Source organism: Methylotetracoccus oryzae (genome assembly GCF_006175985.1).
Lineage (GTDB): Bacteria > Pseudomonadota > Gammaproteobacteria > Methylococcales > Methylococcaceae > Methylotetracoccus > Methylotetracoccus oryzae.
In genome coordinates, this window is record NZ_SRSH01000021.1 from 58,605 (window position 1) to 84,268 (window position 25,664).

A 25,664-nucleotide genomic window follows, 5' to 3' on the forward strand; every position below is an offset into this window, starting at 1 on the left:
GTCGTGGAGCATACTCCGGTACGGCGGGACGCCGAGCGCGTCGTCTGGCGCCTGTCGCGAGCGAGCGAGTGACCTGCGTCGCGGCGCAGGTTCGTAAGACTTCGACCGACCATGGCCCCGACTCCCGCATGCAGCGCGGCGGTGGTGGGCGGCACTCGGACGGATGGCTATCGGCGGCACCGGTCTCGGCGTCCGGTCTCCTCGCGCGCAACAGCATAACCGGTTGCCCCGGTTTAGCGGTACCCGTATGGCACGGATCGCGCCTGAGGGCCGCTGCGGTGACGGCCGCCGGTGACCTTAGTCCGGCCCCCTGTTCCAGCCTGGCGCCACGGGGGATTCGGGTTCCCTTTGCGTCGGCATTCGGTTTAGCATCCGGCGTCGGCCGTCGTTTCCTGACCGCCGCGGCTTCTACTTTCCCTGCTGATCCGTAGCCAATGCGTCTCCCCGAAGATTTCTGGTATCCCGTGCTGCAGAGTCGCGAAGTGGGCCGCAAACCGCGGCGCTTCGAGCGTCTCGGCCAGCACCTGGTGTTCTGGCGCACCCGCGACCGGCAGCCGCACGCGCATCTCGATCGCTGTCCGCATCTCGGTGCTGCCCTCAGCGGCGGCAGCATTTGCGATGACCGGCTGGTGTGTCCGTTCCACGGTTTTGAATTCGATGCGGGCGGGCAGTGTCGCCATATCCCGGCGCTCGGACGTCAGGGTGGGGTACCGAAGGGAATGGCAGTCCGGACCTTTCCGGTACGGGAAATCGATGGTCTGATCTGGCTGTGGTGGGGTAAGGAGCGCGCCGAGTATCCGGCCGTGCCGCAATTCCCACTGTTGGCCGAAGGCTGGCGCCACGGCACGATCGCCGTCGACTGGCCGGTCCATTACACGCGCGCGATCGAGAACCAGCTGGACGTGGCACACCTGGCCTTCGTGCACCGTACGACCATCGGCGCGGGCGGCCGCAGTTTCGTCGAGGGGCCTCATGTCGAGGCCGATTTCCAGGGCATACGGGTCTGGGTGACCAATTCGCGGGACGAGGGTCGGGTCGCGCGCAGTCCGGAGCAGTTACGGGAAGCGGCGGCCGACCGACGGCCCAGCCTGAGCTTCCTGTTTCCCGGCATCTGGCTGCTGAACATCGCGCCGCGCCTGCAGCAGTTCGTCGCCTTCGTGCCGATCAACGAGCGAAAGACGCGCTACTACCTGCGCGTCTATCACCGACACCGCAATCTGCTGGTGGCGAAAATTTTCGAGGCCATGATCGGCCTCAGCAACCGTTTCATACTGAACCAGGACCGGCGCGTCGTCGTGACGCAGACGCCGGCCGACAGCGCGGACGCGCATGACGACCGGCCGATCGGTGCGGACCGCGCCATCCTCGAGTTCCGCCGTCTGCACGCGGCGTTGCTGGCGCGGGGTGGTTCCTCGAATCAGGCGGGCGCTGAACATGGCCGGGACGGCTGTCGTTCAGATGTTTCCCCTGGAGGGTGATGACTTGCCGTGGCGGGTTTAATGCGCGCCTTCGGCGGGGACGGGCCGACTGCTCGAGGTGGACGGCGTGGCCACGATCCGCTGGCCATTATTCACGGCCAGAAACCCCTTGAAGCCCGGGTCTTTCCGCAGCAGGTCACGACCGGCGTCGATCAGCATATCGACCTCGATGTCGGACAATTCCAGCGTCGTGGGCAGATTGTTGAAATAGGACTTGAGGGTCTTGGCCTGAATTGACGCGAACGACACCTCCGCGGTGTGGAAGCGCACATTCAATCCACGGGCCGCCATAGTGCTCTCGAGATCCTTCAGTTTGTTCGACAACAACAGCTTGGTTTCGTTGTTGTAAAGGGACATCTGGACGTCCGAGAACGCATTGATGGTATCGACCACGGAGGGCTTGGCCGCCGAGCGGTCGATGCCGCGCTCCGGGTCGACCTCTGCGTTGACCGAGATGACCAGCACGTCCGTGGGCAGTTTGCCGGATGTTTGCAGCAGCAGGCCGCTGCCGACCGTTTCGATGCGGTCCGTCAGCGCGCGCAAACCGAGGTTGTCCGACAAGCCGCCGTCCACCAGGTGGATGTAGGGGTGCTCCTTGCGATCGGTATAAGACGCCAGTCGCTTCTGCAACTCGGCCAGCCGCGGATCCTTGCTGTTTTCCGGCTGGTTGAGAAAGCGCACGATACCGGACTGGCTGATGTCGCAGTCGCCGGAAAAGTTCTCGAGCACGACGGTGGGGAAGGCCACGGGTACCGCCGAGGATGCCGTCACCGCGCGGGCTACCGAGAACGCGTTGAGATCCGAGCAGATCAGGTCGAAGTACGCCTGGATGAAGGAAAACCGAGTCGCGTTGCCGAGGTCGGTCGCATTGATCTCGATGTAGGGACCATTCTTGAGGTCGAAATCGGCAAAGGTCTTGCGCTCGAAGATATGGTTGTCGTAGAACTCGATCGCCATCTCGGTCCGGTCGAAGGCGCTGAATAGGCTGTTCCACCAGTAGGCCGGATTGAACAGCTGGCCTATCAGCGTGCCCTGAATGCCCTGCCGCAAGAAGACCTTCTCGTAATCCGTGAAGGTCCGGTCACCGAACAGGCCGTAATAGGCGGCGGTGAAGCTGCCGCCGGATACGGAACTGATGTTGTCGACCTCATCAAGTAGCCGGACCCGCCGGCCGCGGCTGTCGACCTGCGTGTCCCGCAGTTCCTGCAGTACGCCATAGCTCAGCGCGGCAGCGCGTGTGCCGCCGCCCGAAAAGGCCAGGAATACCAGATGATCGCCGTAGTCCCCATTGCGACTCTTCATCAGGCGGTAGCCCTTGGCGTTGTCGATCGCGTGAATGCCACGGTTTTGCGGTTTGTAGACGGTCGCGCAGCCCTGGAGGACCAACGTGCCGATCAAAAACCACCGCCACAGTCCGGTCCATCGGGTACGCAAGGGAGTCGTCATGCCGAGTTCGTTGCACAATGTCATAGATGACATTGATTATATTGTAAAAAGGGGTTCTCCCGGGATCGGGTGTGCCGGAAATGAACCGTTGCCCTGCCGGTCTCAAGGGACTGGGCATTCGGATTGGGCCGGAGACCGCAGGCTGGTCAGCAGCTCCCTCAGCGCATCGAGCCTGACCGGTTTGATCAGATGGTGATCGAAGCCCGCCTCCCGGGTGCGTTGCTGGTCTTTGTCCTCGCCCCAGCCGGTTATGGCGACCAGCATGATGCGCGCCTCTGACGGTAACTGGCGGATCCGTCGCGCCACTTCGTAGCCGTCCATTCCCGGCATGCCGAGGTCGAGCAACACCATGTCCGGCTTGAAGGCCGGGAGAATTTCGAGCGCGGCTGCGCCCTCATAGACGACCCGTACCGTCGATCCAAGGCCTGTCATGAGCATCGCAAGCGTGTCTGCGGCGTCGCGGTTGTCGTCGACCACCACCACGCGGAGCGGCGAGGGAATGCCCGGTGGCGATGCCGCGAGCGGCGGAGCCAGATTCGGCACCGGCGCCGCGAGCGGCAGGTGCACGACGAACTCGCTGCCCTGGCCCAGTCCTTCGCTGCGGGCCTCGACCCTACCGCCGTGCATTTCGACCAGCCGGCGGACCAGGGCCAGACCGATCCCCAAGCCGCTTTGCGCACGATTCAGGGAGCGGTCGATTTGGCCGAACAGCTCGAATACGCGCGGCAAATTCTCGGCCGCGATGCCGATGCCTTCGTCGCGGACGCTGAGCATGGCTTCGTCGCCACTTCTTTCCGCCGTTACGTGGATGCGTCCGCCCTGGTCCATGTACTTGGCCGCGTTGTTCAGCAAGTTGGCGATCACCTGGGTCAGTCGCACCGGATCGGCCTCGACGATCAGCGGTTCGGATGGCAGCGAGACGGTTAGCTTGTGGTTTCCCCCCTCGATCAGTGGTTGGCTGGTTTCAAGGGCATGATCGACCGCGGTGGCCAGGTTGACCCTTTCCATGCGCAACTCGATCTTGCCCCGGGTGATGCGGGACACTTCCAGCAGATCGTCGACCATCCGGACCAGGTGCGTAAGCTGTCGCTCCATCATGTCGCGGAGCGACGACGGGGTGGGCGCGGCATCGCCCGCCGTCCGCATGATTTCCAGTGCAGCCGACAGCGGCGCGAGGGGGTTGCGCAATTCGTGCGCCAGCGTCGCGAGGAACTCGTCCTTGCGCCGGTCCGCTTCGAGTAGCGCCTCCTCGTTCCGCTTCCGCTCAGTGATGTCGCGCGAGATGCCGACGAGTTGAAGTTGTTCGCGCTCATCCTTGCTCACGCTGCCGATCGAGTGTATCCACCGCTCCTCGCCGTCGGGTCGCCGGATGCGGTATTCGGCGTCGTAACGGCCTTCACCCTTTAACGCCGCGGCGAAAGCGGCCCCGATTCGGTCGCGGTCCTCCGGGTGTATCAGGGCGCCATAGATGTCGGGCGAAGTCTGTGAGCCGTCGTCGGGCAAACCGAACAAGCGATGGTTCTGAGCGGTCGCTTCGAGCGTGCCGTGTGCCACATCCCACTGCCACAACCCGGTCTGCGTGTGGTCCAGCGTAAAGCGCAGCATCTCCTCGCTCGCCCGCCGCTTGGCCTCGGCTTCCTTGCGTTCGGTGATGTCGATACACAGGCCTGCCATACGTACGGCCCGCCCATCCGCATCCCGTGTCGTGCGTCCCAGCGCATTGATCCAGCGCACCGATCCGTCGGGAAGTACGATGCGGTACTCGCTATCCAGCAGCGAGCCGTCCCGCAGCGCGGCCGCAACCCGCTCCTCGGCCGCGTTGCGGTCATCCGGGTGCAACGCGCGCCGCCACGATTCGAATCCGGCTTTGTCCCACTGCGGGTCCAGCCCGAACAATTTGAAGGTCTCTCTGGACCAATCAAACCGGTCGTCCGCAATATCCCAGTCCCAGGAACCGCTGCGGGCGGCCCATTGGGCCAGTTCGAGCCGCTCCGCGGTGCGCCGCAGGGTTTCCTCCGCGCGCTTGCGCTCCGTGATGTCCTCGGCGACGACGTTGATGGCGACGACCTGCCCTTCGCTATCGCATAGAGGCAGCCATTGCTCGATCAATGTCCGTTCAATCCCGGGTGCGGCCGCGGAGCTTCCGCTGAACTCGATGTCCGTGGCCCTTTCCCCGGTCCGAAAGATTCGCTCGGCCAACTCTTTGAACTCCGGCGCCAGGGGGGGCACGAGTTCGCAAGCGCTTTTGTTCGCGTGTTCCGTTGCTGGCAGGCCATTGATCTCGGCCAGGTGCCGGTTGATGCGGAGAAAGCGCAGGTCGCGGTCCAGCACGCACAGGCCGACCGGGATTGAGTCGTAGATGGCTTGCAGTTCCGCCAATTGGCGCTGGGCGCGCGCCTCGCTAGCGCGCAGCGCCGCGGCGACCTGCATGCGTTCCGTGATGTCGGTAAGCAGGCTCAACAGGCAGGGGCGCCCCTCGATTTTGATCGTGGCGTTGCGGATATCCGTCCGGATCACGCTCCCGTCGGCGCGTGCCAGCGGGATGCACTCATCGATCGTGGTCTCCCCTCGCAGTGCCTGTTCGAGCTTCGGCATCACGGAGTCGAACTCGTTCGGCGGTATCAGTCGAGAGGGCGGCATGCCGATCAGCTCATCGTGACGGTAGCCGAACATCCGGCAGGCTACGTCGTTGGCGAACACGATCCGTCCGGTTTCCAGGTCGGCCGCACAAACCCCGGCCGGCATCGTGTTCAGCACCGACCGCAGCTGCTGTTCCGCCGCGCGCAGTGAGGCATTCGCCTTGCGGCCGCCGGAGAAATCGCGGCGAATCAGCACGAGCGCAAGGCCGGCCAGCAGCACGGATAAGGCGCTGCCGGCAACGACGCCGAGCATGGCGCGGTTTCGATTCCGGCTCGATCGATCGAGGCGCCGGTGCAACGAGGTCGTTTCGGCGTCGCACATTGCCGCGACCTGAGCCCGGATCGCGGTCAGGTTCGCTTCGCCGTTGCCCTTGGCTATATACGCTCGCGCCGCCTCGAAGCCGCCGCGCTGTCGCAGTTCCCGAACGGCTTGCGCCCGGCTCATACGTTCACGAAACAACTGACCCAGCACCGTCGCGCGCTGCGTTTGCGCCGGGTCGTCCGCCACCAGCGCTGAGGTTTCCCTCAGCCGTTCGTCGACCCGCAGAGCGGCCGCCTGGTAGGGTGCGAGAAAGTGCTCATCCGCGGTGATGACGTAGCCGCGGATCGCGGTCTGTACTTCGATAGCAGTCGCCAGCAGCGCGTTGACCTGCGCGATGATTGCATACGAATGCTGGATGGCCGCGGCTTCGGCCGCAAAACGCGACAACTGCCAGATCGACGCGCTGGCCACCGCAACCGTGGCGAGCACCCCGATGGCGAGTGCCGACAGAATCTTCCGCTGACGATGCAGCGGCGGATTCGACGGGACAGGCGGTGTTGGCTCGGTCGTCATCACGGGGTGATCGGTTGTGTGGTCCCAGCAGGCATGTCGGTCGCCGGGGGAAGGCTAGGGCGAGACGTCCCACGCATTGATTGGCCAGGTTCCCCATGTCTCTATCGTAACCCCTATTGTGGTCTGGTGGCGCTGTGGCCGATCACGCTGGACCATCCCCCCTGCGTGCGCGCCGTGCCGGGCGGTGCAGCGCGGGGTCCAGACCCAGTGCGCCGAGCTTGAGGTAAACGGCGCGCGGCGTCAGCTCCATGGCTGCGGCAACGCGCGCGACATCGCCCTGAAAGCGGTGCAGGGCGTCCTCCAGATAGTCCCGTTCCAGGCGGTCCAACACTTGCCTGCGCAGCGCCCTGAAGCCCGGGTCGGTCGCCGGGATCGAGGGCTCTGTTGCGCCCAGTTCGACGTTGTCGAGTTGGGGGCCGGTAGCAAACAGGATCGCTCGTTCCAGCGTATTCTCCAGTTCGCGCACGTTTCCCGGCCACCGATAGGTCCTGAGACGCTCCATCAGGGCTGGCGTGACGCCGTGAATCGGCTTCCGGTAGCGTGCGGCCAGTCGCTTCAGGATCAACTCGACCAGGCGTGGAATGTCCTCGGCACGCTCGGCCAACGGCGGGATGTCCAGCCTGACGACGTTGATGCGGTAGTACAAGTCCTTGCGGAAGGCGCCATGGGCGACGCTGCGTTCCAGGTCGCAGTTCGTCGCGGCAATGATCCGGACATCAACCGACAGGTTCCTGTGCCCGCCAACCCGTTCCAGTTCGCCTTCCTGCAGTACCCGCAGCAAGCGGACCTGCAGCGACGGGGTCAGCGCATCGACTTCGTCCAGGAACAGCGTGCCCCCGTCGGCACGCTCGAAATACCCTCGATGTACCTCGAGGGCGCCGGTGAACGCACCTTTCTCGTGACCGAACAGCAGACTCTCTACCAGCCCTTCCGGAATGGCGCCGCAATTGACGGCGATGAAAGGCTGGTCGGCGCGCTCGCTCAGGGCATGGATGGCACGGGCCACGAGTTCCTTGCCGACGCCGGTTTCGCCCCGGATCAACACGGTGGCCGGTGTCGGCGCAACGGTCTCGATGGCCCGCAAAACGCTCTGCATTGCCGGGGATTCGGCGACGATGCTGGGTTTCTCGAAGTCCGGCAGCGCCGTGCGGCGCGCATTCATCTGGCGCCACAGATCGTGCATCCGGGATTCGATGCGGCTCTGCAGGGCTTCGATGCCCTCCGGTTCCGCTGCGGGTTCATCGCCGCCGCGGTATTCGATGCCGTCTTGCCTGCCTGCGGCGGTACCGGTCAGGTGGATCGCGACCGTGCAGCCGGAATCGCCGAGCGCGATGCGTTCTTCCAGCACGACGCGCGCGTAGCCAAAATTGCGTGCGGCGATACCGCCGAACACACTGGAGGTCATCCGGCACAATTCGGGCGCGTTGCGCACACCCTCGCCGAACGGGCAGCGGCTCGTGACCACCCGGAGACACGTCGAATCGCTGGAAACCAGAGAGAAATGACCGCCGATCCGGTTCTTCAGGCCGACGATCAGATCGGCGTAGCCTTCCCGGTCGAGGTTCCCTTCCACGCCGTACTCGGCGCGAAAGGCCTCTTCGAAAAAACGGCCGGCACCGCGGGCGATCCGTTCGATCAGTTGTTCGGTCGGGCTGATCCCGGCTTCAGCGCACAGGTCCATCAATTCCAGCACGAAGGTCTGCAGGAAACCAATGGGGGTCAGGCGCGAGAACGGCGCCGAGTTCATCGTGGCAGGGACGCAGCCGCTGGCGGAGGATGTGGGCATCATTCGATTCGAAAGCAGTCTTCAATTAGTGCAATCTAATTTCGTCGCGCTGTCGAGGGGTTTCTGGCAAGTCGTTGTTATGCCGCATGCGAGCTCCCGGTTTGGGGCTGGCACGCATGCTGCTGCTCAGACCGGGTCCGCGAGCGAGTGCCGCGCCAGCGTGAACGGCGGTTTTGCCGACCGGGATCCTCGGGCATTGCCGAGGCGATAAGGAAGGCTCACAATCCGGCGTCCATGCTCGGTGAGGCGGCTGACGCATCCGCGCAGTCCGCTGGCTGCATTGACCGTGTGGGCCGCACACGTCCATTCCAATAACGAGATCAGAGGAAGAACATGAGTAAGATCCTGACCGAGGTACTGAAGGCGAACGAAGGCTACGTGTCGAGCTTCGACAAGGGGCACCTGCCGCTGCCGCCCGCCCGTGGCTTCGCGATCCTGACCTGCATGGACGCACGGCTCGATCCCGCCAAGTATGCCGGCCTGTCCGAGGGCGACGCCCATGTCACGCGGAATGCGGGCGGCCGGGCCAGCGACGATGCGATCCGTTCGCTGGTGATTTCGCACAAACTGCTCGGCACCAACGAATGGTTCGTGATCCATCACACCGACTGCGGCATGGAACTGTTCACCAACGACATCATGGGCGACCTGCTGTCCAGCAGTCTGGACACCGCGACGATCGATGCGAACGGCTGGCACGATGTCGGCAAGGGCCCGGGCTCGGCCGACGGCAAGTACATCAACTGGCTGACGATCAAGAACAACGAGCAGAGCGTGGTCGAAGACGTGCTGCGCATCCGCAATCACACGCTGGTGCCGAAGTACATTCCGATCTACGGCTTCATCTATGACGTCAAGACCGGCAAGCTGGTGGAAGTGCCGGATGCCATGAAGGCCGGCCGCGCGGCCTGAACCCTCTGGGCGGGCTCGGCCATGGGCTCGGGCTCGCCATTCCGCCGGCTTTCCCCGGCTCCGTTGATCGTCAGAACAGCAGCTTGACCTCCACTTGTCCCACCACGCCGCGCTGGCCGGCCCGATAAGGCGTCAGTAGATTCTCGGCCGGCGAGTTGTGTATGTATAAAGCCTCAGCCGTCATTACCCAGTTGGGTATTCTGGCCAGGGGATACCAATTGAAGCCCCCGCCGGCTTCCCAGGGCGTGCCGTAGCGGCCGCTGACGATGGACGAACGCCCGTACATCTCCAGGCTGTTCGGCAGCAGGAAATAACTGCCTTGTAGCACTCCCCCAAAATCGTTCAGCGCCGACACCTCAGGCGCCGGACCGGCATAGCCGAAATCGCCGAGGTGGCGGTACATGAATTCGGCGTACAGCGCGAAACCCGAGTATTTCACGGCCGTGTCCAGGGTCGCCAGATAGACCTGGGCGGAGTCCAGTAAAGTGCCGGGACCGAGTGCCCCCGACAGACTGAGGGGTGTGCCATTCGACAGGCGGAAGATCGTGCTGTCCGGATTGCCGGCGTCGTAACCCGCCTGCGTGTCGTGCACGTGCTGGTAGACCCCGGTGGCCCCGAGCCGCCATACGGGGCTGGCGTGGTCCTGCAGATCCGACACGCCCTGACCCATCTCGCCGAAAGGTTCCCAGAAGGTATTGATCGCGTACAGCATCCCCGTGCCGAGGCGATCGGACTCATAGTTTTGCGGCATGCCGCCGAAGGAATTGCCGACGAAGACCTGATAGTGGAGGGCCTTGTCGAACGTCCCCTCCACCCACGCGCCCGGTGTCCAGTTGGGCCGGAAGTAGGTGGTCGCCATGCTGCGGTCGATGCCGAGCGTCGACGCCCAGGATTCCGACCATTCGCGGGTGCCCGGCGCCTTCCAGATGCCGATCTTGGTACGTATCTCCGGCATCCAGTGGTACCCGATGTAGCCCAGCGGCGTCAGACTGCCGGCGGCGGTCGAAGCGTACAGGATGAAGTCGTAGGTGAGGGCTTTCGTCAGCGCATAACCGCCGAAGGCGAGCATCGCGCGGTTCAGTTCGATGACACTGTAGTCGTGGATGGCTTCGGGTGAATTGTTGTTGGGCGTCCAATAGGCATTGCTGCGGCTGAAATAGGAGTAGCGCGTTTCGAGGGCGACCTTGGCGTTCAGCGAGAACGGCACCGGCCCATCCGTTTCGTCGATCAGCGTGGCGCCGCCGCCGGTCAGGCTCAACGCCGACTGTGCTGGCGGTTCGACCTGGGGTGAGGGTCTTGCCGTCCGGGGCGTGCCCGCGCCCACCGGCGTGGCGGTCACGGTGGGCTTTGGGTCTGAAGCGACAGGCGTTCGGGGCGCGGGTGGTTCCGGCGTCGCGATCAGGGTGGGTTCGGGGCGCGTCAGTGATCGTTCGAGCGATGCAATCCGTTCGTCGTCGCTGCGTTTCTGTCGCTCCAGTCGGGCAATTCGTTCGCTGTCCGCCTGCTTCTGTCGCTCGAGGCGGGCGATCCGCTGCTCATACTCGCGCTTGAGCGCCTCGATCTGGCGCATGACCGCCTCCAGAGTGATGCCGCCTTCCGTCGCCTGGGTCGGGGAGGCGTGAACACTCAGCAGGATCGCCGCCGCCAGACTGCCGGCCGCCACAGTCGGCGATCCGCGAGAGGTCATTGTGCCCTCGCTAATCCGGCGCTGCCTCATCGGCGGTCGGCGCCCATTCGAAGCTGGAAAAAAGCATCACCAGCGCGAAGGCGACGGCCAGCGCCATGAAATAAACGAAGCTCCACATCGGGTTCCAGATCGAAAAGAATGGGCCGATCGCATAGGCCGCGATGCCGACCCAAACGCGGAGCCAGATGAGTTGGAGCAGGACCTGATTGTCCATGCGCTTTTCCATCAGACCCGTCTTTACCGCGTATCGAAATGACCACCAGGTCGTGAGGTAGGCGGCGAGCATGTTCAGGCCATATAGGCTCTCAACCAGCCAGTGATCCGGGTGCTCGCCGATCAGCGTGGCCGAGAACCCCATGAAGGTCACGGTCAGCAGGTACAGCAGCTTGATCCACAAGTAACGCACGTCTACGTAGCGGATGTCGTCCAGCAGCACGTTGTCGCCGATCCACAACGCGCCGATGACGAAGAAGCTGATGAAGAACGCGACGAATTTGGGCCAGAGCGTCACCAGCGAACGCGCGATGTGATGGACGTCGAACGCTTCCGACGTCACATCGTCGATGACGCTGAGCAGCATCAGGGTCATGACGACGGCGAAGACCCCCTCGCTGAGCGCGTTGAGACGCTCCTTGCCGAGTTGGCGCGGTTTTCGGGGTTTGGCGTGATGGTTGGCTTTGCCGATCCGCAGCATGGTGATACCCGTCCTCTTCCAGTCCATCGAGATCAGCGGCCCGGACCCCAGCACTGGCGCCGCGGTGCACGATGAGTCGGTCGTGCCGACCGCCTGACGCTCGATTATAGGGTGTGGAGTATTGCCCGTCTCGTGTGGCTTAGGCCATCCGACAGATCAGTGGGGTGTCTGATTCCAGGGTGTCACGACCGGCGGGTGGGATTCGCAGCTGTTGACCCGGACCCGGCGTAATGCCATAAGGGTCCAGGCCTTGTCTTGAAGTCCGGGTAAGCCGAGGAGGCACACATATGTCAGGCCGCCGACAGTTTCTGAAGACCCTCGCGGGCGCAGCTGGCGGTGCCCTGCTGCCTGCCGGTGCCTGGTGCAGCGAGTCCCGCGTCCGGCCGGCGACCTTGCCCGCGGGCACCGTCGATTCGGCCGTGATGGCCGCGTTGCCGGGCAAGCAGGCGCTGATCAAGCGGACCTACCGGCCCCCGAATTACGAAACGCCGCTGGCCGAGTTCCAGGTGTTCTACACTCCGAACGACCGCTTTTTCGTGCGCTATCACCTCTCGGCCATTCCCGAAGTCGATCTCGCTCAGTGGCAGCTAAAGATCGGCGGCGATGCGGTGGCAAAGCCTATGGCGTTTACGCTAGCCGAACTGCGGCGCAACTTCGAGGTCATCGAGCTGCCGGCGCTGTGCCTGTGCGCCGGCAACCGTCGCGGTTTGTTCCAGCCCCATTCGCCCGGTATCCAGTGGGGGCAGGGCGCCATGGGCAATGCCCTTTGGCAGGGCGTGCGTTTGCGCGATGTGCTGGCCAGGGCCAGCCTCGCCAAGGATGCGCTGGAAGTCACGTTCGAGGGCGCCGACTCCGGCGTATTCCCCAGTACCCCGGACTTCTCCAAGAGTTTGCCGCTGGCCAAGGCGCTGGACGAAAACACCCTGATCGCCTTCGCGATGAATGGCGAACCGCTACCGCACTGGAACGGCTTTCCGGCCCGTCTTGTCGTGCCGGGCTGGGCCGCGAGCTACTGGCTCAAGCACCTGACCGGCATCAATGTGGTATCCCGTCCGCTCGACAGCTTCTGGATGAAATCCGCCTATCGCCTGCCGAAGGGACTGTTCGTCACGGACGCCCGGTTCCCTTCCCAGGAGACCGACACCACTGCAGCCATCACCGAACTCCTGGTCAATTCGCTGATCGTGTCGCCCGAAGAGGGCCAGGGCTTCAGGCCGGGCCAGCCTATCGAGGTGAAGGGCATGGCTTGGGATGGCGGACAGGGCATTGAACGGGTCGACGTGTCGACCGATGGCGGCGCGACCTGGCAGGCGGCGACCATGGAGCCTGATCGCGGGCGATTCACCTGGCGGCCCTGGAGCTACCTGGTTCGAACGGCGCGGACGGGTGATGTCACGGTGAAGGTCCGGGCCACGAACCGGGCCGGGCAGGTACAGGCGTCCGAGCCCGTCGCAAACCCGGCCGGATACCATCACAATGCCGTGCAGAGCGTTACGGTACACGTGGGTTGAGAGCGCAGACGATGAAACGACTCCTGTGCCTGCTGTTGGTTTTCCCGATGCTCGCCGCGGCCGACGAAAGCCTGATCCGGCTCAAGGAGGGCCCCGGAAAGGATCTCGTCATCGCGAAATGCGCGATCTGTCATAGCCTCGATTACATCCCGATGAACTCGCCCTTTCTGGATCCGGCGGGCTGGGCAAAGGAAATCGACAAAATGGTGAAGCTGGGGGCGCCCATCCAGGTCGATGAAATCCCAGTCCTGCTGCGCTATCTGAATTCCAACTACGGTCGCTGACGCAGTCCGCAGTGACTTCGTGCGCGTGGCGCACGGGATGCCCAGGTGGTGTGCGCCGTGCGCACGAACCCGCATGCGCTTCTGCGAGCCCCTTTTGGCCTTCATGCAATTCCCCGGGTACCGGCACAGCTTGCGACCGGACCGGGTGACATCCCGGCGTCACGCTGCTAGCCTCCGGGAGAAAATTCAGCCCCGCTTTCCCGTTGCTCAGACGTCCTTTTGCCACCGTGGCAAACATCCTCCATCTTTTTTGGCGCCCCGATCCCGAACCGGCGTTTATTCGGCCGGGTGAGTTCCGACTCTGGCTGGAGACCGAACAGCCGGTCAAGCACCGGCCCGGCACTGCAGACCTCCACCCACGCCATTTGGACAGCGGGAGCTTGTCGGCCTGGCTGACGGAGATCGGCGATTTCCCAGCCGGACCTGCCCATTTCGAGCCGCAAGCCCTGGTTCTGCCGAGTGCGAACGGGAGCCCCCTGGCCTCTCTGGAATTGCGCGAACCGGGCGAGGACGATCCGGTGCCAAACTGGCAAAGCTGGCAGGTGGACTGCTATCGACTGACCGAGCGGCCCATCCAGGCGATCAACGATCTGCATTTCCGACTGATCTTTCAGAACGACGCCACGCGGGCGGGGCAGGATTTCCTGTTCTGGTATTGGTTCACGCAGTCCCTCCGCCATCTGCTGCTCCGCGACCAGTACCTGCCTGCTGTCCGTTACCGGACTCCATCGACCGGCAAAGACCGCTACGAGGTTTACGCCGGCTGGGAATTTGCCCCGGACGATTTCGAGGCCCTGATCGCTGACGCGGTGCCGCGGATGCCCGGCAGCGCAGCACCGGGGTTCGACGCCGAGTCCGCGCTGCGCCACTGTGCCGAGGCCTTGTTGCGGCGGGTCGCGGCCCTGGCGAGGCCGACTCAGGCTCTGCAAAAGAAGCTGGAGGACACGCCGCTCGCCCCGGCCTTACGGCCCGCCGCGGATTCTCTGTGGCTCACGACCGACACGCTGGAGGCGGGCCGGCAATGGGCGAAGTGGCGCCGTCGGGTGATCGGCGGCGATGCCCGGCGGAGCTTTCAACTGGGACTGCAACTGCACGAGCCCGATGCCGCGAATCCGGATCATTGGGCCCTGGAATTCCGCGCCATCGCTCGCGACGACCCGTCCTTGCAAGTGCCGCTGGCGGCTTACTGGGACATGGTGGCCCACGGCGGTGGCCAGGCCGAACCGAGGGCGGCCTTTGCCCGGGATTTCGGCGCTGACTTTGAGTCGGCGCTGTTGCTGGAACTGGGCCAGGCGGCGCGCATCTACCCGTCGTTGTGGGAGGCCCTGGAAACCGGTTGTCCTTCCGGGACCATGCTCGGCCTGGAAGAGGCGTTCGCCTTTCTGACCGAAACGGCCTGGGTGCTGGAAGAGGCCGGCTATCGGGTCATCGTGCCGTCCTGGTGGACGCCCAAGGGTCGTCGCCGCGCCAAGCTGCGGATGCGCGGCAGTCCGGCCGGCAAGAAGGCCGCCGCCGCCGCGACCAGGAGCGCCCTCAGCCTCGACGAACTCATCCGGTACCGCTATGACCTGACGCTGGGCGGAGAAGCCGTCAGCCCCGAGGAATGGGCGCAATTGGTGGAGGCCAAGGCGCCGCTGGTGCAGTTCCGGGGCGAATGGGTGGTGCTGGACCGCGACCGCATGGCCGAAATGCTGGATTTCTGGAAACGGCAGGGCGAAGCCGGCGAGGCGCTGGGCATGCAGGAACTGCTGCGCCGCACCGCCGAGGAAAGCGATGTCTTCGAAGTCGACCCCGACGATACCCTGGCCGCCATGCTCGAGAAGCTGCGCGATCGCAGCCGCCTGGAACCCGTCGACGAACCGCCGGGCCTCCGGGCCACGCTCCGCGAGTACCAGAAACGCGGCGTGGCCTGGATGGGTTACCTCGAAGGCCTGGGGCTCAACGGCTGCCTGGCCGACGACATGGGTCTCGGCAAGACGATGCAGGTCATCGCCCTTTTGTTGTCGGAACGACCGGCCGGCGCGCCGGGTGCACCGACGCTGCTGATCGCGCCGACCTCGGTTCTCGGCAACTGGCGCAAGGAGATCGAGCGCTTCGCCCCCGGCCTCAAGACCTGGCTCCATCACGGCGCCAGGCGTCTCAAGGAGCCGGCGGACTTCGCCGAACGGATCGCCGCGGTGGACGTGGTGATCGTGTCCTACGCGCTGGTCCTCCGCGACGCCAAGCTGTTTCACTCGCAGAACTGGCGGCGGGTGGTGCTGGACGAGGCGCAGAACATCCAGAACCCGGAGGCCAAGCAGACGAAGGCCGTCCTCAAGCTGGACGCGGACCACCGGCTGGCCCTGACCGGGACGCCGGTGGAGAACCGCCTGCTGGACCTCTGGTCGATCTTCAATTTCCTGAACCCCGGCTATCTCGGGCGGCAGGCCCAGTTCCGCAAGCACTACGAAACCCCGATCCAGCGGGAGAATGACGCCGAGACCCAGGTCCGCCTCAAGCGCTTGGTGGAACCGTTCATCCTGCGGCGGGTCAAGACGGACCCCGCGATCATCAAGGATCTGCCCGACAAGGTGGAGAACAAGCAGTTCTGCAATCTGACACGGGAGCAGGCTTCGCTGTATGCCGCCGTGGTGCAGGATGTGGAGCGGGAACTGGAGGCCAGCGACGGTATCCAGCGACAGGGCCTGATGTTGTCGACCTTGATGAAGCTGAAGCAGATCTGCAACCACCCCGCCCAGTTCCTGCAGGACGACAGTCCCTTCGCGCCGGACCGTTCCCACAAGCTGGAACGGTTGACCGACATGCTCGCGGATGTCCTGGCGGAAGGCGAAAGTGCCCTGGTGTTCACCCAGTTCACCGAGATCGGGGCGCAGCTCGACCGGCATCTGCATAGCCATCTGGACTGCCGTACCTATTATCTCCATGGCGGCACGGCGCAGCCGAAGCGAGAACAGATGATCGCGGCCTTCCAGGACCCGGAGACGCCGCCCTCGGTGTTCATCCTGTCGCTGAAGGCCGGGGGTGTCGGCATCACGTTGACCCGCGCCAACCACGTGTTCCACTTCGACCGTTGGTGGAACCCGGCCGTCGAGGACCAGGCCACCGACCGGGCATTTCGTATCGGCCAGACCCGCAACGTCTTCGTCCACAAGTTCGTGACGCCCGGCACGCTGGAAGAGCGCATCGACCAGATGATCGAGGACAAGAAGAAAATCGCCGGGGCCATCGTCGGCAGCGATGAATCGTGGTTGGCGCGCCTCGACAACGACGCGTTCAAGCAGCTCATCGCACTCAACCGCGCCACCATCATCGACTAGCCATGCCATCCATACGCTCCTGGTGGGGCCAGCGCTTCATCGCGGCCCTCGAAGCCTTCACCGATCCCGCGCGGCTCGCCCGTGGCCGTAGCTACGCCAACAACGACCGCGTGAAGAGCTGGAAGCTGGACAAGGGCGGCGTGAGAGCCAGGATTCGCGGGAGTGTGAATCCCTATTACGGGGTCTACAAGGAGCCGACCTACGACACCCGCATCGCGCTCCAGCCGATCTCCGCGGGAGACTGGCAGCTACTGATCCGCGACCTGGGCAGCCGGGCCGCCTTCGTCTCCCGGCTGCTGCTGAACGAAGTGCCGGACACGATCGAAAAGCCCTTCGAGGCGCTGGACCTGCACTTGTTGCCCCATCGCGCCAAGGACCTGAAGACGCAGTGCTCCTGCCCCGATTACTACAACCCGTGCAAACACGTGGCGGGCCTGTGCTATGTCGTGGCGGCTCAGCTGGACCGCGATCCTTTCCTGTTGTTCGAACTGCGGGGCCTGCCGCGCGAGGATCTGTTCCGGCAGCTGCGGGAAACACCCCTCGGCAAGGCGCTGGTGCAGCATCTGGAGCAACAGGGCGAGGCGCCCGTGAGAACGGTCGGCAGTTATTTCACCGAGCCCCAGCCCCTTAGCCCGTCCGACGAGACCGATCCGGCACAGTTCTGGCAGGCCCGAAAACGGCTGCCCGACACGCTGGATCCGGTGACCCCGGCGGCTGTACCCGCCTTGCTGGTCAAGAAGGGCGGCGCCTTCCCGGAGTTCTGGGCCAAGGACACGCCGTTCCCTGCGGTGATGGAGGGCGTGTATGAAGCCGTCCGAAAGCGCGTCAGGGAGTGGTAGGACGGGCGTGGACGGCGCGGTGGCCGGTGGAGGCCCTCACGCGTGAGTGGCCAAGGGATCGGGTCCGGAGGCCGGGCAGGGCTCGGACGATCCGAACATGCGCTCGTGGTGTCCGGCAATGCCAGATGGCGAGGAGAGGGGAGATCGTAGCCGCTGCCGACGGTCGGCTCAGGAGATTCATGCCGGCTTATTGCAGAAAATCCGGTCGCCCGCGACCAGTTTGCGGGAGGGCTGCTTTTTGGCCTTATGTCGAGCGCGCCATAAGGCCGAAAAGCAGCCGGGCACGGCGCTCAGCATGAGAAGTTGAATGGCGGATCTGGCCGTCTTTTGCCAGTCCGCGCGTTGGGTTGGACGGCGCACTGACCCTGGAAGCCGCCAGTTGGCCCATTTACGGTCGAACGGCAGGAACTTCTTTAAACCGCGTGGTTACCCCAGCCTTCCTGGCAAGCGATGCGCCTTCGGGCGAGTACCTGAAGCCAGCAATTCGCCGATCCAGCCGCCCTTTCCGATCGGCTTCGTTGGCCAAGCCCTTTATCCATGCGCCATCGCGTCTATCCATGCGCCATCGCGTCGATGGTTGAACAACACCACCCTGCTTGAAAATCTTCAGAAGCGACGTATCAACAATCGCTGCGCCAAGTGCCGGGCCACGCAGGTGCACTGGCTACGTTGCGGTTAACCATTGTGTCGCTTCGGTAATTTCCTTATTGGAGAAGACCTTCACCGGACATGGCATGGATAACGCGAACAGCCGTGCCGCGCCCGCGACCCATTCATTATCCGTGACGACGGCCGCCTTCTCCCATGCGCTCCAGTGGGTCAAGCCCACTTTCATGTCATCCCACATGGCGCCAACGGTAAACCCGGTGAACCCGGGCGCAAGCTGATAAAGGATGCGCACCCGCCCGTGCGCAGCGAGCGCCTCCTCAATGGCGGGTATAAGGACGGTTTCGTAGTCGCTCCCGGTCACCTGACCCGAAGCGATGACCCCAACCACATGGCCGGGAAGATTTGGTATGCGTTCGATCATGGTTGTCACCTGCTGAAGAAATCCGTTGTGACACGGAAACACGGCACAACATTACCGACTCTGTCGGCTTCCCCATCCCAAACGGCAAGTGGACTCATCGGATTCAACAATCGTGGCAAGTTTGGCGCTTCAGGGGGGCGGATCGCAAGTCAGGAACGAGGCCGGGTCACGTCTTTTATGTTCGCTTGACGACACAAACCAGTGCAGTGGCCAAGAGTTGGTTGGCGGAGCCGGAGGAATAGCGCCGGCTGCCAGGCCTGAAGACACTTTCGCTGGCCCAGTGGCGACTGCGCAGGCAGTCGCTGGTGGCTTACTCATGTTGACGTAAGCGGATCGATCGAGACACGGACTGCGTGCGCGGATCACGGGACTTTCGGGATGAGGTTCAGGAACTGTTGCGCCACTGCGCCGAGTACTTTCCCCAGGGCCGGCCAAAGAAGGCGAAGTATTGCACTAAGAAGTAACCTGATAATCCTCTAGCCAGCCTCCTCTGGGCAGTGGTAACACTGGCCGGGGCAATGAGAGAACGAGGAGGCTGTCATGGCACTTTACTGTGGTATCGATCTGCATTCCAACAACCACGTGGTGGTGGTGATCGATGACGAGGATCGCCGCATTTTGGAGCGGCGTTTGGGGAATGAGCTAACGCTGACGTTGCAGGCACTGGAGCCGTTTCGGTCGGAACTGGTGGGAGTGGCGGTGGAATCGACTTTCAACTGGTATTGGCTGGTGGACGGTTTGCAGGCAGCGGGTTACCCGATGCGCTTGGTGAACACGACGGCAGTGCAGCAGTACGCCGGGTTGAAGTACACGGACGACCGGTACGACGCCTACTGGCTGGCGCATTTGATGCGGCTGGGCATCTTGCCAACGGGGTACATCTACCCGAAGGAGCAGCGCGGCATCCGGGATTTGCTACGGCGCCGGATGCAGTTGATGCAGGCGGCGAGCACGCAGCTGATCAGCGTGCAGAGCCAGATCTGGCGGGAGACGGGCGAGCGGATCGCCACACGTCGGCTCAAGCAAGCGGACTTCGTGGTGGACCTGCCGGGCGCCGCCCAGCAGCTGTCGGCGCAGAGCGCGCTCCTCGTCTATCGGGCCATTCACGCCCAACAGACGGTGCTGGAACAGGTGTTGTTGCAGGTGGTCGGACCGCAACCGAACTATCAGCTCTTGACCACGATTCCGGGTGTCGGCGCCATTCTGGGCATGACCATTGCGCTGGAGACCGGCGATATCCGTCGCTTCCCCGGTGTGGGTCACTACGCCTCCTATTGCCGCTGCGTGCGGAGCGAGAAAGTCAGCAACGGCAAGAAGAAAGGCGAAGGCAACGCCAAAAGTGGTAACAAGTATCTGTCCTGGGCGTTTGCCGAAGCCGCCCATTTCGCGGTCCGTTACCAGCCTTTGGCCAAACGTTTTTTTGACCGCAAGCAGCGCAAGACCAATGGCATCGTGGCCATCCGGTCGGTGGCCCACAAGCTGGCCCGGGCGGCCTACTACATGCTGCGGGACCAGGTGCCGTTCGATGCGCACCAGCTGTTTGCCTGAGTGGGGCGACCGTGGCGAGCCCGTAAAAGGGGTTGGCGCAACCATCGTGTCTGATTGGACGCCACGGTAGGCCCTTGATGGACATCATTCGCCCATGCCGCGAGCCACTTGAGGGTTGGACTGTCGAAGGGCAGAACCACGTGATCTGTGAAAACCCATTGGACACGGCATGGAACCAAGGTTTTTCTGGGGCGCTTGGCGCCAGGGGCAGACGGTGAGGCTACTCACCGCCGCGCCTTGATCCAGATGGGTGACCGGTGCGGATGATTCATCCGACGCCTACGCACTGAAATATCGGGCGCGAAGCGGATGTCAGTCAGGGCTGTGTGGGTTGAAACGCTAAAAATGCTGATTTTATCGGCAGGGTATAGCTTCGGCTGTTGTTTCCGGCTGGCTAATGGGCGACCCCATTTCTTTCCGGTCCTGTCGAAGCTGGTCGCGACCTTGATCCCAGGCGCCGCCGACGGAAACCGTGCGTGGTGACCGGACGCCGTCGAGCGCGGGTGTCCCGTTCGCCTCGCGTCGATGCAGGTCAACAATAGCGAAGGCGGCACACCTCACGTCGGCTGGACCCTCGCAAAAGCCGCACGAGAGCGCCTGCCGGCGCGGTACCCGAGAAACGGGTCTATGCCCAGCACGTTCCACGCTTTATCACGGGGCTGAGGCGTGCGGACAGATGGCACCACGCCCCTCGGGTCAGATCGTCGGGTACTCCGATGAAGGCGTCGGGTTGCAGGTTGTCGCCGTTACGATAGACGGTTCAACTGTGCGTCCCGACGGAGGTGTTTTCCACATGACTACTCTTTCGGAGTATCTCTCGCGCCGCTGGGTTGCCGCCAGCGCCATTCGAACGAGGTGCTGCGCGAAGGGTGGGTCACGCTGGATCGATCACTGCCGATTGAATTGGCACCGGGGAGCATCCCGGTTCGGCCTCGGACGCACGTCCGGTCAACTCTCGTCAATTACAATAGCGTGACTTACAACCCTCTTACTTGCATTCCATCGGGCTCGACATGATCCTCTATAACCTGTTCCGTCATTCCCAGGATTTCGTTCAGGTCAAGAGCGGCGATGCCCTTATGCGGGAGGGAGACAACGGTGACGAGATGTATGTCCTGATCGACGGCGAGGCGACGATCGAATACCGGGGGATGCACTTTGCCGACATCGGTCCGGGCGATTTCGTCGGGGAGCTCGCCGTTATCGACCACTCGCCCCGCTTGGCATCCGTCATTGCGAGGACCAACTGTAGATTCGTCCCGGTCAGTCGCAAACGTTTCGAATTCCTTGTGGCCGAAACTCCCCATTTTGCCCACGAGATCATGCGTGTCCTGGCCCAGCGGCTGCGGCGGACCGATGAATTGCATGCTGCTGGCGCCAACCGGTAACCGGAATCGGCCACCTGCTGGTCGTACCCCTGTTGGAACGCACATTCACTGGAGGCTGGTGAAGCGGGCCGTGAAGCAGAAGGTCATCACGCCGATCGACGCGCCGGAGGCGTTTTGGGTGGAAGCGATACAGGCGCCGGACGCCGAAACGGAGACGCCGGCACAAAGAGCGCTCGGGGGTCGCCTCAGTGCCGGCGGTCGCTTCCCCCCGATCGATAGCCACTGTCCGGCGCGCTCGCCCGATTATGCGAGACTCAGCGGCAGCCTAACGAACGTGAGCGATCGCACCGTTCGCGACCGCGAATGTGACGGCCGCAGTGCGGTTGTAGCAACGATCCGCATAATGCTGGCTACACCGGGGTCATCGTACCCAATGACCCGGATACGACAATCGAAGGTCTGTTGGGCGATCATTGGCGCCTAGACCCGCCGCCATGGGTTGATTCCCTCCAGGCGGCACTGCCGCAACAGCAGGGTGAGATAGATCAAGTCGAACACGATGAACGCCACGTAAATGAACACCAGCAGGACCGAATCTGGTGCCTGGAGGTACTGTGCCGGAATCAACGCGATCGAGCCAAACATCCGTGACAGCAGAATGTACACCGATTGGCCTCGGATGCTCTGGCGGCGCGCCAGCAACGCCACGTAGCTGATCGAGATCAGTAACTGGTCACCCCAACCCGAGTAGTTGCCGTTGACGTCGTGGAACTCGACCGTCATTGCAACCACCCCTACAAAGGCTGTGACGATCCCCAGCACAACGGATGGGAGAAACCAGTTCCTGGGAAACAGGGCCGGGAATTCGTCCCGGCCGAAGCGGAGGTACTGGTAAACGATCACGAGGTCGATGAAAAACCACGCGATATTCGCGTAGTTCATCGGCGGCACGTCCGGGAAGACGAAACCGAACGTGAACTCGTAGGCCACGTTGACGCACATCGGCGCGAAGGGCATGCCGTAGCTTCGATCCTTGAAGGCGCGCCGAATGATCAGCAGGTACGCCATCCCCCACAGCAACAGGGTGGTGGTCCCCGAGATCTGGAAGATTAAGGTTTCTTGCGGATTCATGGAAATCGACCGGTTGGCAAGGAAGAGCGATCTGGTTCAGAAGCCAAGATTGAGACCGATAAAGGCCAACGGCAACCACAACATGAAGGCCGCATCCATCGGACCGTCGCCCGGATTCCCGCCCCGACGTACCAAAGTGGCCCCTTGAGCGACCACCGCCCCGATATAGAGATGCACGGGCGTCAGCGCAATCAACCAGCTTGGAACCCAGTGCATCATCACCGCACCCCAGAGGACCGCAAGTGCCGCCAGATTCACACGATGGAGCCATAACGTGGTCCGCTCCACGCCCAGCATTAGTGGCAATGTCACGACCCCCTCTAACCGATCCCTTTCGAGATCTTTGAAATCGCAGAAGATCGTGTTGACGAGGTCGGACAGGAATACGTACGCGACAAAGAATCCGGTGACTCGCGGCTCAATCGCTGCCATGAAACCAGCGGCGTAGACGACCAGTAGGGCCCAGAAGAACGCTGTGTAGAAGGCCTTGATCCCGGGAATGTCCTTCAATCGCCGGTACGGCACGAAGCGCCCCGCCAAAGCTCCGAACAGCGGCGTGCCGTACAACGCGACCGCGACTGGAAAACAGAGCAGCAGCAAGGCCGACGCGAGTCCGGAGTAGGCATAGGAAATCGCCAGCGCACCAATGAAGGCCGCCTGACCCAGGGCGGAAAACAGTGCGCGATTCGATAGGGCCTTGGTGCGATCCGATTCATGTTCCGGAGCCAGTTCGCCGACATCGGCCAAATGATCGATCAGATAGCTCGAATAGACACACAGGAAGGTCGCAACCGCGAGGGGCCACGCGAGCGCACCCGTAAGCGCCAGCGCCACGACACCGGTTATGCTGGCTGCCCCGATCGGCAACACGAGTCCGAAGCGAGCCACCCTGTCGATCACTGTCGCCAGCCGACGCCATGCTGCCTGCATGATGTCGCGAACGTCCCGCGTGATCGGCAAAGAAAGCGGTAGAGTCAGGGCAGTTGGCTTCGCGATCATGATGGAGGACCCTCGGTGTCGGATGGAAGTGACGTTTACTCGGCTACCTGCCGGACGTTCCCGGCGTGTGGTGCATACGATAGGGTTCCTTGTGCAGCGAGTAACGGAATTACTTCATGCCCGGTTTGGTAATTTTTCACACTTCTAACTCCCGCCCAACAAGCACCTGCTCCAATGCGAGCCTCTGAACCCCGTATGTTTCCTGGATCAGCCCTTTTTTCAGGCCGTTGCCCAACAGATAGGCGAGGCAAGTTGGCTAGCGATCAGCCCAAAGGAGGCGAGTCCGGCGACGAGCCCTCAACCGGCACTCGCTGGAAACCTTGCCAGCCGTGCGGCGCAGAGCGCGAGCGAAAAACCTAGAGACGATTCTGCAGTTGCAAAGTGGCGAACCAGAAGAGGATCAAACCGGCGAAGAGAGGCATGGTCCTGACCGAACTCGAGCCTGATCCGGAAAGAGGCCGTTCGATAGGAGTTGGCGGGGCGTCATGAACGTGCGCCGGGCCCGACGACTTGCGGTCCAGTTTGCGATACACAATGACCGCTTCAGTCTGAGCCGAGCCATCCGATGTCATTCCTGTCGACCGACCGCTTTGGGTCGGAAGTACACCGTCGCCAGATCACACAACTGCCGTTCTGCTCCCCCGACGCCCGTACGGCAGCAATGCACCACATTGCCGACTCACACGGACCGGAAGTCGAACGCCAGAACTGGCCGAAAAGCAGCCGCTCACGGGGCTCAGCTTGAGAAGTTGGCAAGCACTCCAAAAACCCCAGGCTCTGCGGTGCGGATCAGGTCGTGATCGAATCCGCGGGTGGGCAATTCCAAGGTAAGAGGGCTTCGAGGTGTTCGGCGGTGGTAGCGTTCGGCAAGTGGCGCAAGACATGGCGCAGCCACAGGTACGGTTCGAGGCCGTTGGCCTTGGCGGTCTCGACCAGCGAATAGATCAGCGCACTGGCGTGAGCGCCGGCCGGGGTATCGGCAAACAGCCGGGATTCCGCAGGTTGTCGCACACCCATCGGAAGGCACGCAGACCGACCGCCACGACTTGGCGCGGACACGCGTGTCCTCGGACGAACGGCCGCATCAGAGATGCAAGGGGATCGATGCCCTCAACGAAGCGGGAAAGGCCTTCATCGCCAGTCCTCGCCTGGAGGGCTGGATTCCGGTGACTGAGAACTGGGACGACAGCAGTATCTGCTGCGCTGTTATGGCGCTACCGAAACAGCCGTGCTCGACGTCCTGCGCTTGGACCTCAGGCCATGAGTACCAGAGAGCTGCCGGCCATCATCACGAGCCCGGCGAGCAGCCGTCTGATGAACTGCCCTTCCTTGAAGAGGGTATGGCCGAGAACCACTTGCAGGAGCATTCCTAACTGAAAGAGTGCCAGCGCGTAGGCGACAAGCATCCGCGACAGCAGAACCAGCGTCAGGTACTGCATCAGGAACACCAGGACGCCGGCCATGACGATCGTGTGGAGGTGGGGGTAGGACGCTCTGACGCTTTGGATGAAGCGGTCGCGGAGAAACCAGGCATTGGCTAGGAGGATCAGCGGCAGCCCGAAGAGCGACCAGAAGATGAGCGTTTCGAAGGCGCCGGCATACAGAACCGAGTTCTTCAAAAACACGGTGCCGACGGAAAACAGGATGATCGACAGAAAACGGGCCTGTACGCCGCGCTCGAGAAGCAGACCGAAGGCCCGGCTCCTGTCCGTCGCGGCAGAGGTTTGCGTCAGGAAAAAGCTCCCGACCATGATCACCGCCACACCGACGATGCCCTGGGTGCTTGGAATCTCACCGAGAAAGAACGCGCCCAGCACCGTCGAGATCACGACCTTGTAGGCATTGAGTGGCCCGAAAACCGACAGGTCGGTCTTCGACAACGAGATGACCAGAAACATCCAGCCTGCCACATCCAGCAACGAGGCCAGGAAGATATTGATCCAGAAGGCGCCGCCAAGGAGGGGCGCGTCGATCAGGCCGATCAGCGGAGCGGCCAGTAGGCTCAGAATGAAATAGGTGGCAGCGACGATGTAAAACGGGTGCAGCCCGTGATGGGATAGCTGCTTCTGAAAGACGCTGGAAAACGACGATGACAGGATTCGTCCAAAAATGAACAGCAACTCCACTCGCTTGAAAACCTCTCGATAGCCGTAAAGGCAATGTCAATGTGATCGGGCGGCCCATGCCCCTTACCGCCCGG

General features: G+C 63.0%; 17 protein-coding genes and 1 pseudogene. 8 read left to right on the forward strand and 10 right to left on the reverse strand.

The genetic code is table 11. The features are described from left to right. The first annotated feature begins 434 nt into the window (after positions 1–434). A complete protein-coding gene (locus BWR02_RS17885; protein ID WP_139559273.1) occupies positions 435–1,478 on the forward strand; it encodes a Rieske 2Fe-2S domain-containing protein in 1,044 nt (347 codons plus the stop codon). Positions 1,479–1,496: 18 nt separating this feature from the next. Here the strand turns inward: BWR02_RS17885 and BWR02_RS17890 are convergent, their stop codons facing one another. From BWR02_RS17890 to BWR02_RS17900, 3 genes are all read right to left on the reverse strand, one after another. Continuing rightward, positions 1,497–2,924: a patatin-like phospholipase family protein gene (locus tag BWR02_RS17890; protein WP_162560223.1), complete on the reverse strand. Its 1,428-nt coding sequence runs from the start codon at positions 2,922–2,924 to the stop codon at positions 1,497–1,499. Positions 2,925–3,026: 102 nt separating this feature from the next. Beyond that, on the reverse strand, positions 3,027–6,398 hold the full coding sequence (locus tag BWR02_RS17895) for a PAS domain S-box protein (protein ID WP_139559275.1): 3,372 nt from the start codon (positions 6,396–6,398) through the stop codon (positions 3,027–3,029). A gap of 142 nt (positions 6,399–6,540) precedes the next feature. Beyond that, positions 6,541–8,184, reverse strand: coding sequence for a sigma 54-interacting transcriptional regulator (locus tag BWR02_RS17900; protein WP_236102395.1), 1,644 nt, complete (start codon positions 8,182–8,184; stop codon positions 6,541–6,543). 333 nt (positions 8,185–8,517) lie between these two features. Between BWR02_RS17900 and BWR02_RS17905 the strand changes: the two genes are divergently transcribed. Continuing rightward, complete coding sequence (locus BWR02_RS17905) at positions 8,518–9,096, forward strand: beta-class carbonic anhydrase (protein ID WP_139559276.1); 579 nt, start codon at positions 8,518–8,520, stop codon at positions 9,094–9,096. A gap of 70 nt (positions 9,097–9,166) precedes the next feature. Here the strand turns inward: BWR02_RS17905 and BWR02_RS17910 are convergent, their stop codons facing one another. Continuing rightward, the gene (locus BWR02_RS17910) at positions 9,167–10,783 is read right to left on the reverse strand and encodes a hypothetical protein (RefSeq protein WP_139559277.1); all 1,617 of its coding nucleotides are present in this window, start codon (positions 10,781–10,783) and stop codon (positions 9,167–9,169) included. A 10-nt stretch (positions 10,784–10,793) separates the two neighbouring features. Then, positions 10,794–11,477 carry a TMEM175 family protein gene (locus BWR02_RS17915; protein WP_162560224.1) on the reverse strand — a complete coding sequence of 228 codons (684 nt, stop codon included), beginning with the start codon at positions 11,475–11,477 and terminating at the stop codon, positions 10,794–10,796. Positions 11,478–11,764: 287 nt separating this feature from the next. Here BWR02_RS17915 and BWR02_RS17920 point away from each other — a divergent pair, with 287 nt between their 5' ends. The 4 genes from BWR02_RS17920 to BWR02_RS17935 all read left to right on the forward strand — a co-directional run bounded on the left by BWR02_RS17920 (position 11,765) and on the right by BWR02_RS17935 (position 17,428). Continuing rightward, positions 11,765–12,988, forward strand: coding sequence for a molybdopterin-dependent oxidoreductase (locus BWR02_RS17920; protein WP_139559279.1), 1,224 nt, complete (start codon positions 11,765–11,767; stop codon positions 12,986–12,988). 11 nt (positions 12,989–12,999) lie between these two features. After that, positions 13,000–13,272, forward strand: a complete 273-nt coding sequence (locus tag BWR02_RS17925; protein ID WP_139559280.1) for a cytochrome c — start codon at positions 13,000–13,002, stop codon at positions 13,270–13,272. A 227-nt stretch (positions 13,273–13,499) separates the two neighbouring features. Further along, a complete protein-coding gene (locus tag BWR02_RS17930; protein WP_139559281.1) occupies positions 13,500–16,589 on the forward strand; it encodes a DEAD/DEAH box helicase in 3,090 nt (1,029 codons plus the stop codon). Between the two features lie 2 nt (positions 16,590–16,591). Next, a complete protein-coding gene (locus BWR02_RS17935) occupies positions 16,592–17,428 on the forward strand; it encodes an SWIM zinc finger family protein (protein ID WP_139559282.1) in 837 nt (278 codons plus the stop codon). Between the two features lie 664 nt (positions 17,429–18,092). Here BWR02_RS17935 and BWR02_RS17940 read toward each other — a convergent pair. Next, positions 18,093–18,458 carry a SpoIIAA family protein gene (locus BWR02_RS17940; protein ID WP_139559283.1) on the reverse strand — a complete coding sequence of 122 codons (366 nt, stop codon included), beginning with the start codon at positions 18,456–18,458 and terminating at the stop codon, positions 18,093–18,095. 540 nt (positions 18,459–18,998) lie between these two features. On the opposite strand from BWR02_RS17940, the gene BWR02_RS17945 reads away from it, so the two are divergent. Together BWR02_RS17945 and BWR02_RS17950 are read left to right on the forward strand one after the other, a co-directional pair. Further along, positions 18,999–20,006, forward strand: coding sequence for an IS110 family RNA-guided transposase (locus BWR02_RS17945; RefSeq protein WP_139559284.1), 1,008 nt, complete (start codon positions 18,999–19,001; stop codon positions 20,004–20,006). Positions 20,007–20,998: 992 nt separating this feature from the next. Continuing rightward, positions 20,999–21,394, forward strand: a complete 396-nt coding sequence (locus BWR02_RS17950) for a Crp/Fnr family transcriptional regulator (RefSeq protein WP_162560225.1) — start codon at positions 20,999–21,001, stop codon at positions 21,392–21,394. Positions 21,395–21,814: 420 nt separating this feature from the next. On the opposite strand, the gene BWR02_RS17955 is transcribed toward BWR02_RS17950, so the two are convergent. From BWR02_RS17955 to BWR02_RS17970, 4 genes and pseudogenes are all read right to left on the reverse strand, one after another. Continuing rightward, positions 21,815–22,465, reverse strand: coding sequence for a transmembrane-type terpene cyclase (locus BWR02_RS17955; protein WP_139559286.1), 651 nt, complete (start codon positions 22,463–22,465; stop codon positions 21,815–21,817). 36 nt (positions 22,466–22,501) lie between these two features. Next, the gene (locus BWR02_RS17960) at positions 22,502–23,464 is read right to left on the reverse strand and encodes a UbiA prenyltransferase family protein (RefSeq protein ID WP_139559287.1); all 963 of its coding nucleotides are present in this window, start codon (positions 23,462–23,464) and stop codon (positions 22,502–22,504) included. 789 nt (positions 23,465–24,253) lie between these two features. After that, positions 24,254–24,451 (reverse strand): annotated as a pseudogene (locus BWR02_RS17965) (transposase domain-containing protein); the annotation flags it as partial. A gap of 266 nt (positions 24,452–24,717) precedes the next feature. Further along, positions 24,718–25,590 (reverse strand): DMT family transporter, encoded by an 873-nt coding sequence (locus BWR02_RS17970; protein ID WP_139559288.1) that lies wholly within the window; start codon positions 25,588–25,590, stop codon positions 24,718–24,720. Positions 25,591–25,664: the final 74 nt, after the last annotated feature.

Bases quoted from the DNA above. Each gene is read 5' to 3' on its own strand.
- BWR02_RS17900 (WP_236102395.1), bottom strand. From the start codon at position 8,184: ATGCCCACATCCTCCGCCAGCGGCTGCGTCCCTGCCACGATGAACTCG.
- BWR02_RS17915 (WP_162560224.1), bottom strand. From the start codon at position 11,477: ATGCTGCGGATCGGCAAAGCCAACCATCACGCCAAACCCCGAAAACCG.
- BWR02_RS17945 (WP_139559284.1), top strand. From the start codon at position 18,999: ATGGCACTTTACTGTGGTATCGATCTGCATTCCAACAACCACGTGGTG.
- BWR02_RS17885 (WP_139559273.1), top strand. From the start codon at position 435: ATGCGTCTCCCCGAAGATTTCTGGTATCCCGTGCTGCAGAGTCGCGAA.
- BWR02_RS17890 (WP_162560223.1), bottom strand. From the start codon at position 2,924: ATGACGACTCCCTTGCGTACCCGATGGACCGGACTGTGGCGGTGGTTT.
- BWR02_RS17905 (WP_139559276.1), top strand. From the start codon at position 8,518: ATGAGTAAGATCCTGACCGAGGTACTGAAGGCGAACGAAGGCTACGTG.
- BWR02_RS17920 (WP_139559279.1), top strand. From the start codon at position 11,765: ATGTCAGGCCGCCGACAGTTTCTGAAGACCCTCGCGGGCGCAGCTGGC.
- BWR02_RS17960 (WP_139559287.1), bottom strand. From the start codon at position 23,464: ATGATCGCGAAGCCAACTGCCCTGACTCTACCGCTTTCTTTGCCGATC.
- BWR02_RS17925 (WP_139559280.1), top strand. From the start codon at position 13,000: ATGAAACGACTCCTGTGCCTGCTGTTGGTTTTCCCGATGCTCGCCGCG.
- BWR02_RS17895 (WP_139559275.1), bottom strand. From the start codon at position 6,398: ATGACGACCGAGCCAACACCGCCTGTCCCGTCGAATCCGCCGCTGCAT.
- BWR02_RS17935 (WP_139559282.1), top strand. From the start codon at position 16,592: ATGCCATCCATACGCTCCTGGTGGGGCCAGCGCTTCATCGCGGCCCTC.
- BWR02_RS17910 (WP_139559277.1), bottom strand. From the start codon at position 10,783: ATGACCTCTCGCGGATCGCCGACTGTGGCGGCCGGCAGTCTGGCGGCG.
- BWR02_RS17940 (WP_139559283.1), bottom strand. From the start codon at position 18,458: ATGATCGAACGCATACCAAATCTTCCCGGCCATGTGGTTGGGGTCATC.
- BWR02_RS17955 (WP_139559286.1), bottom strand. From the start codon at position 22,465: ATGAATCCGCAAGAAACCTTAATCTTCCAGATCTCGGGGACCACCACC.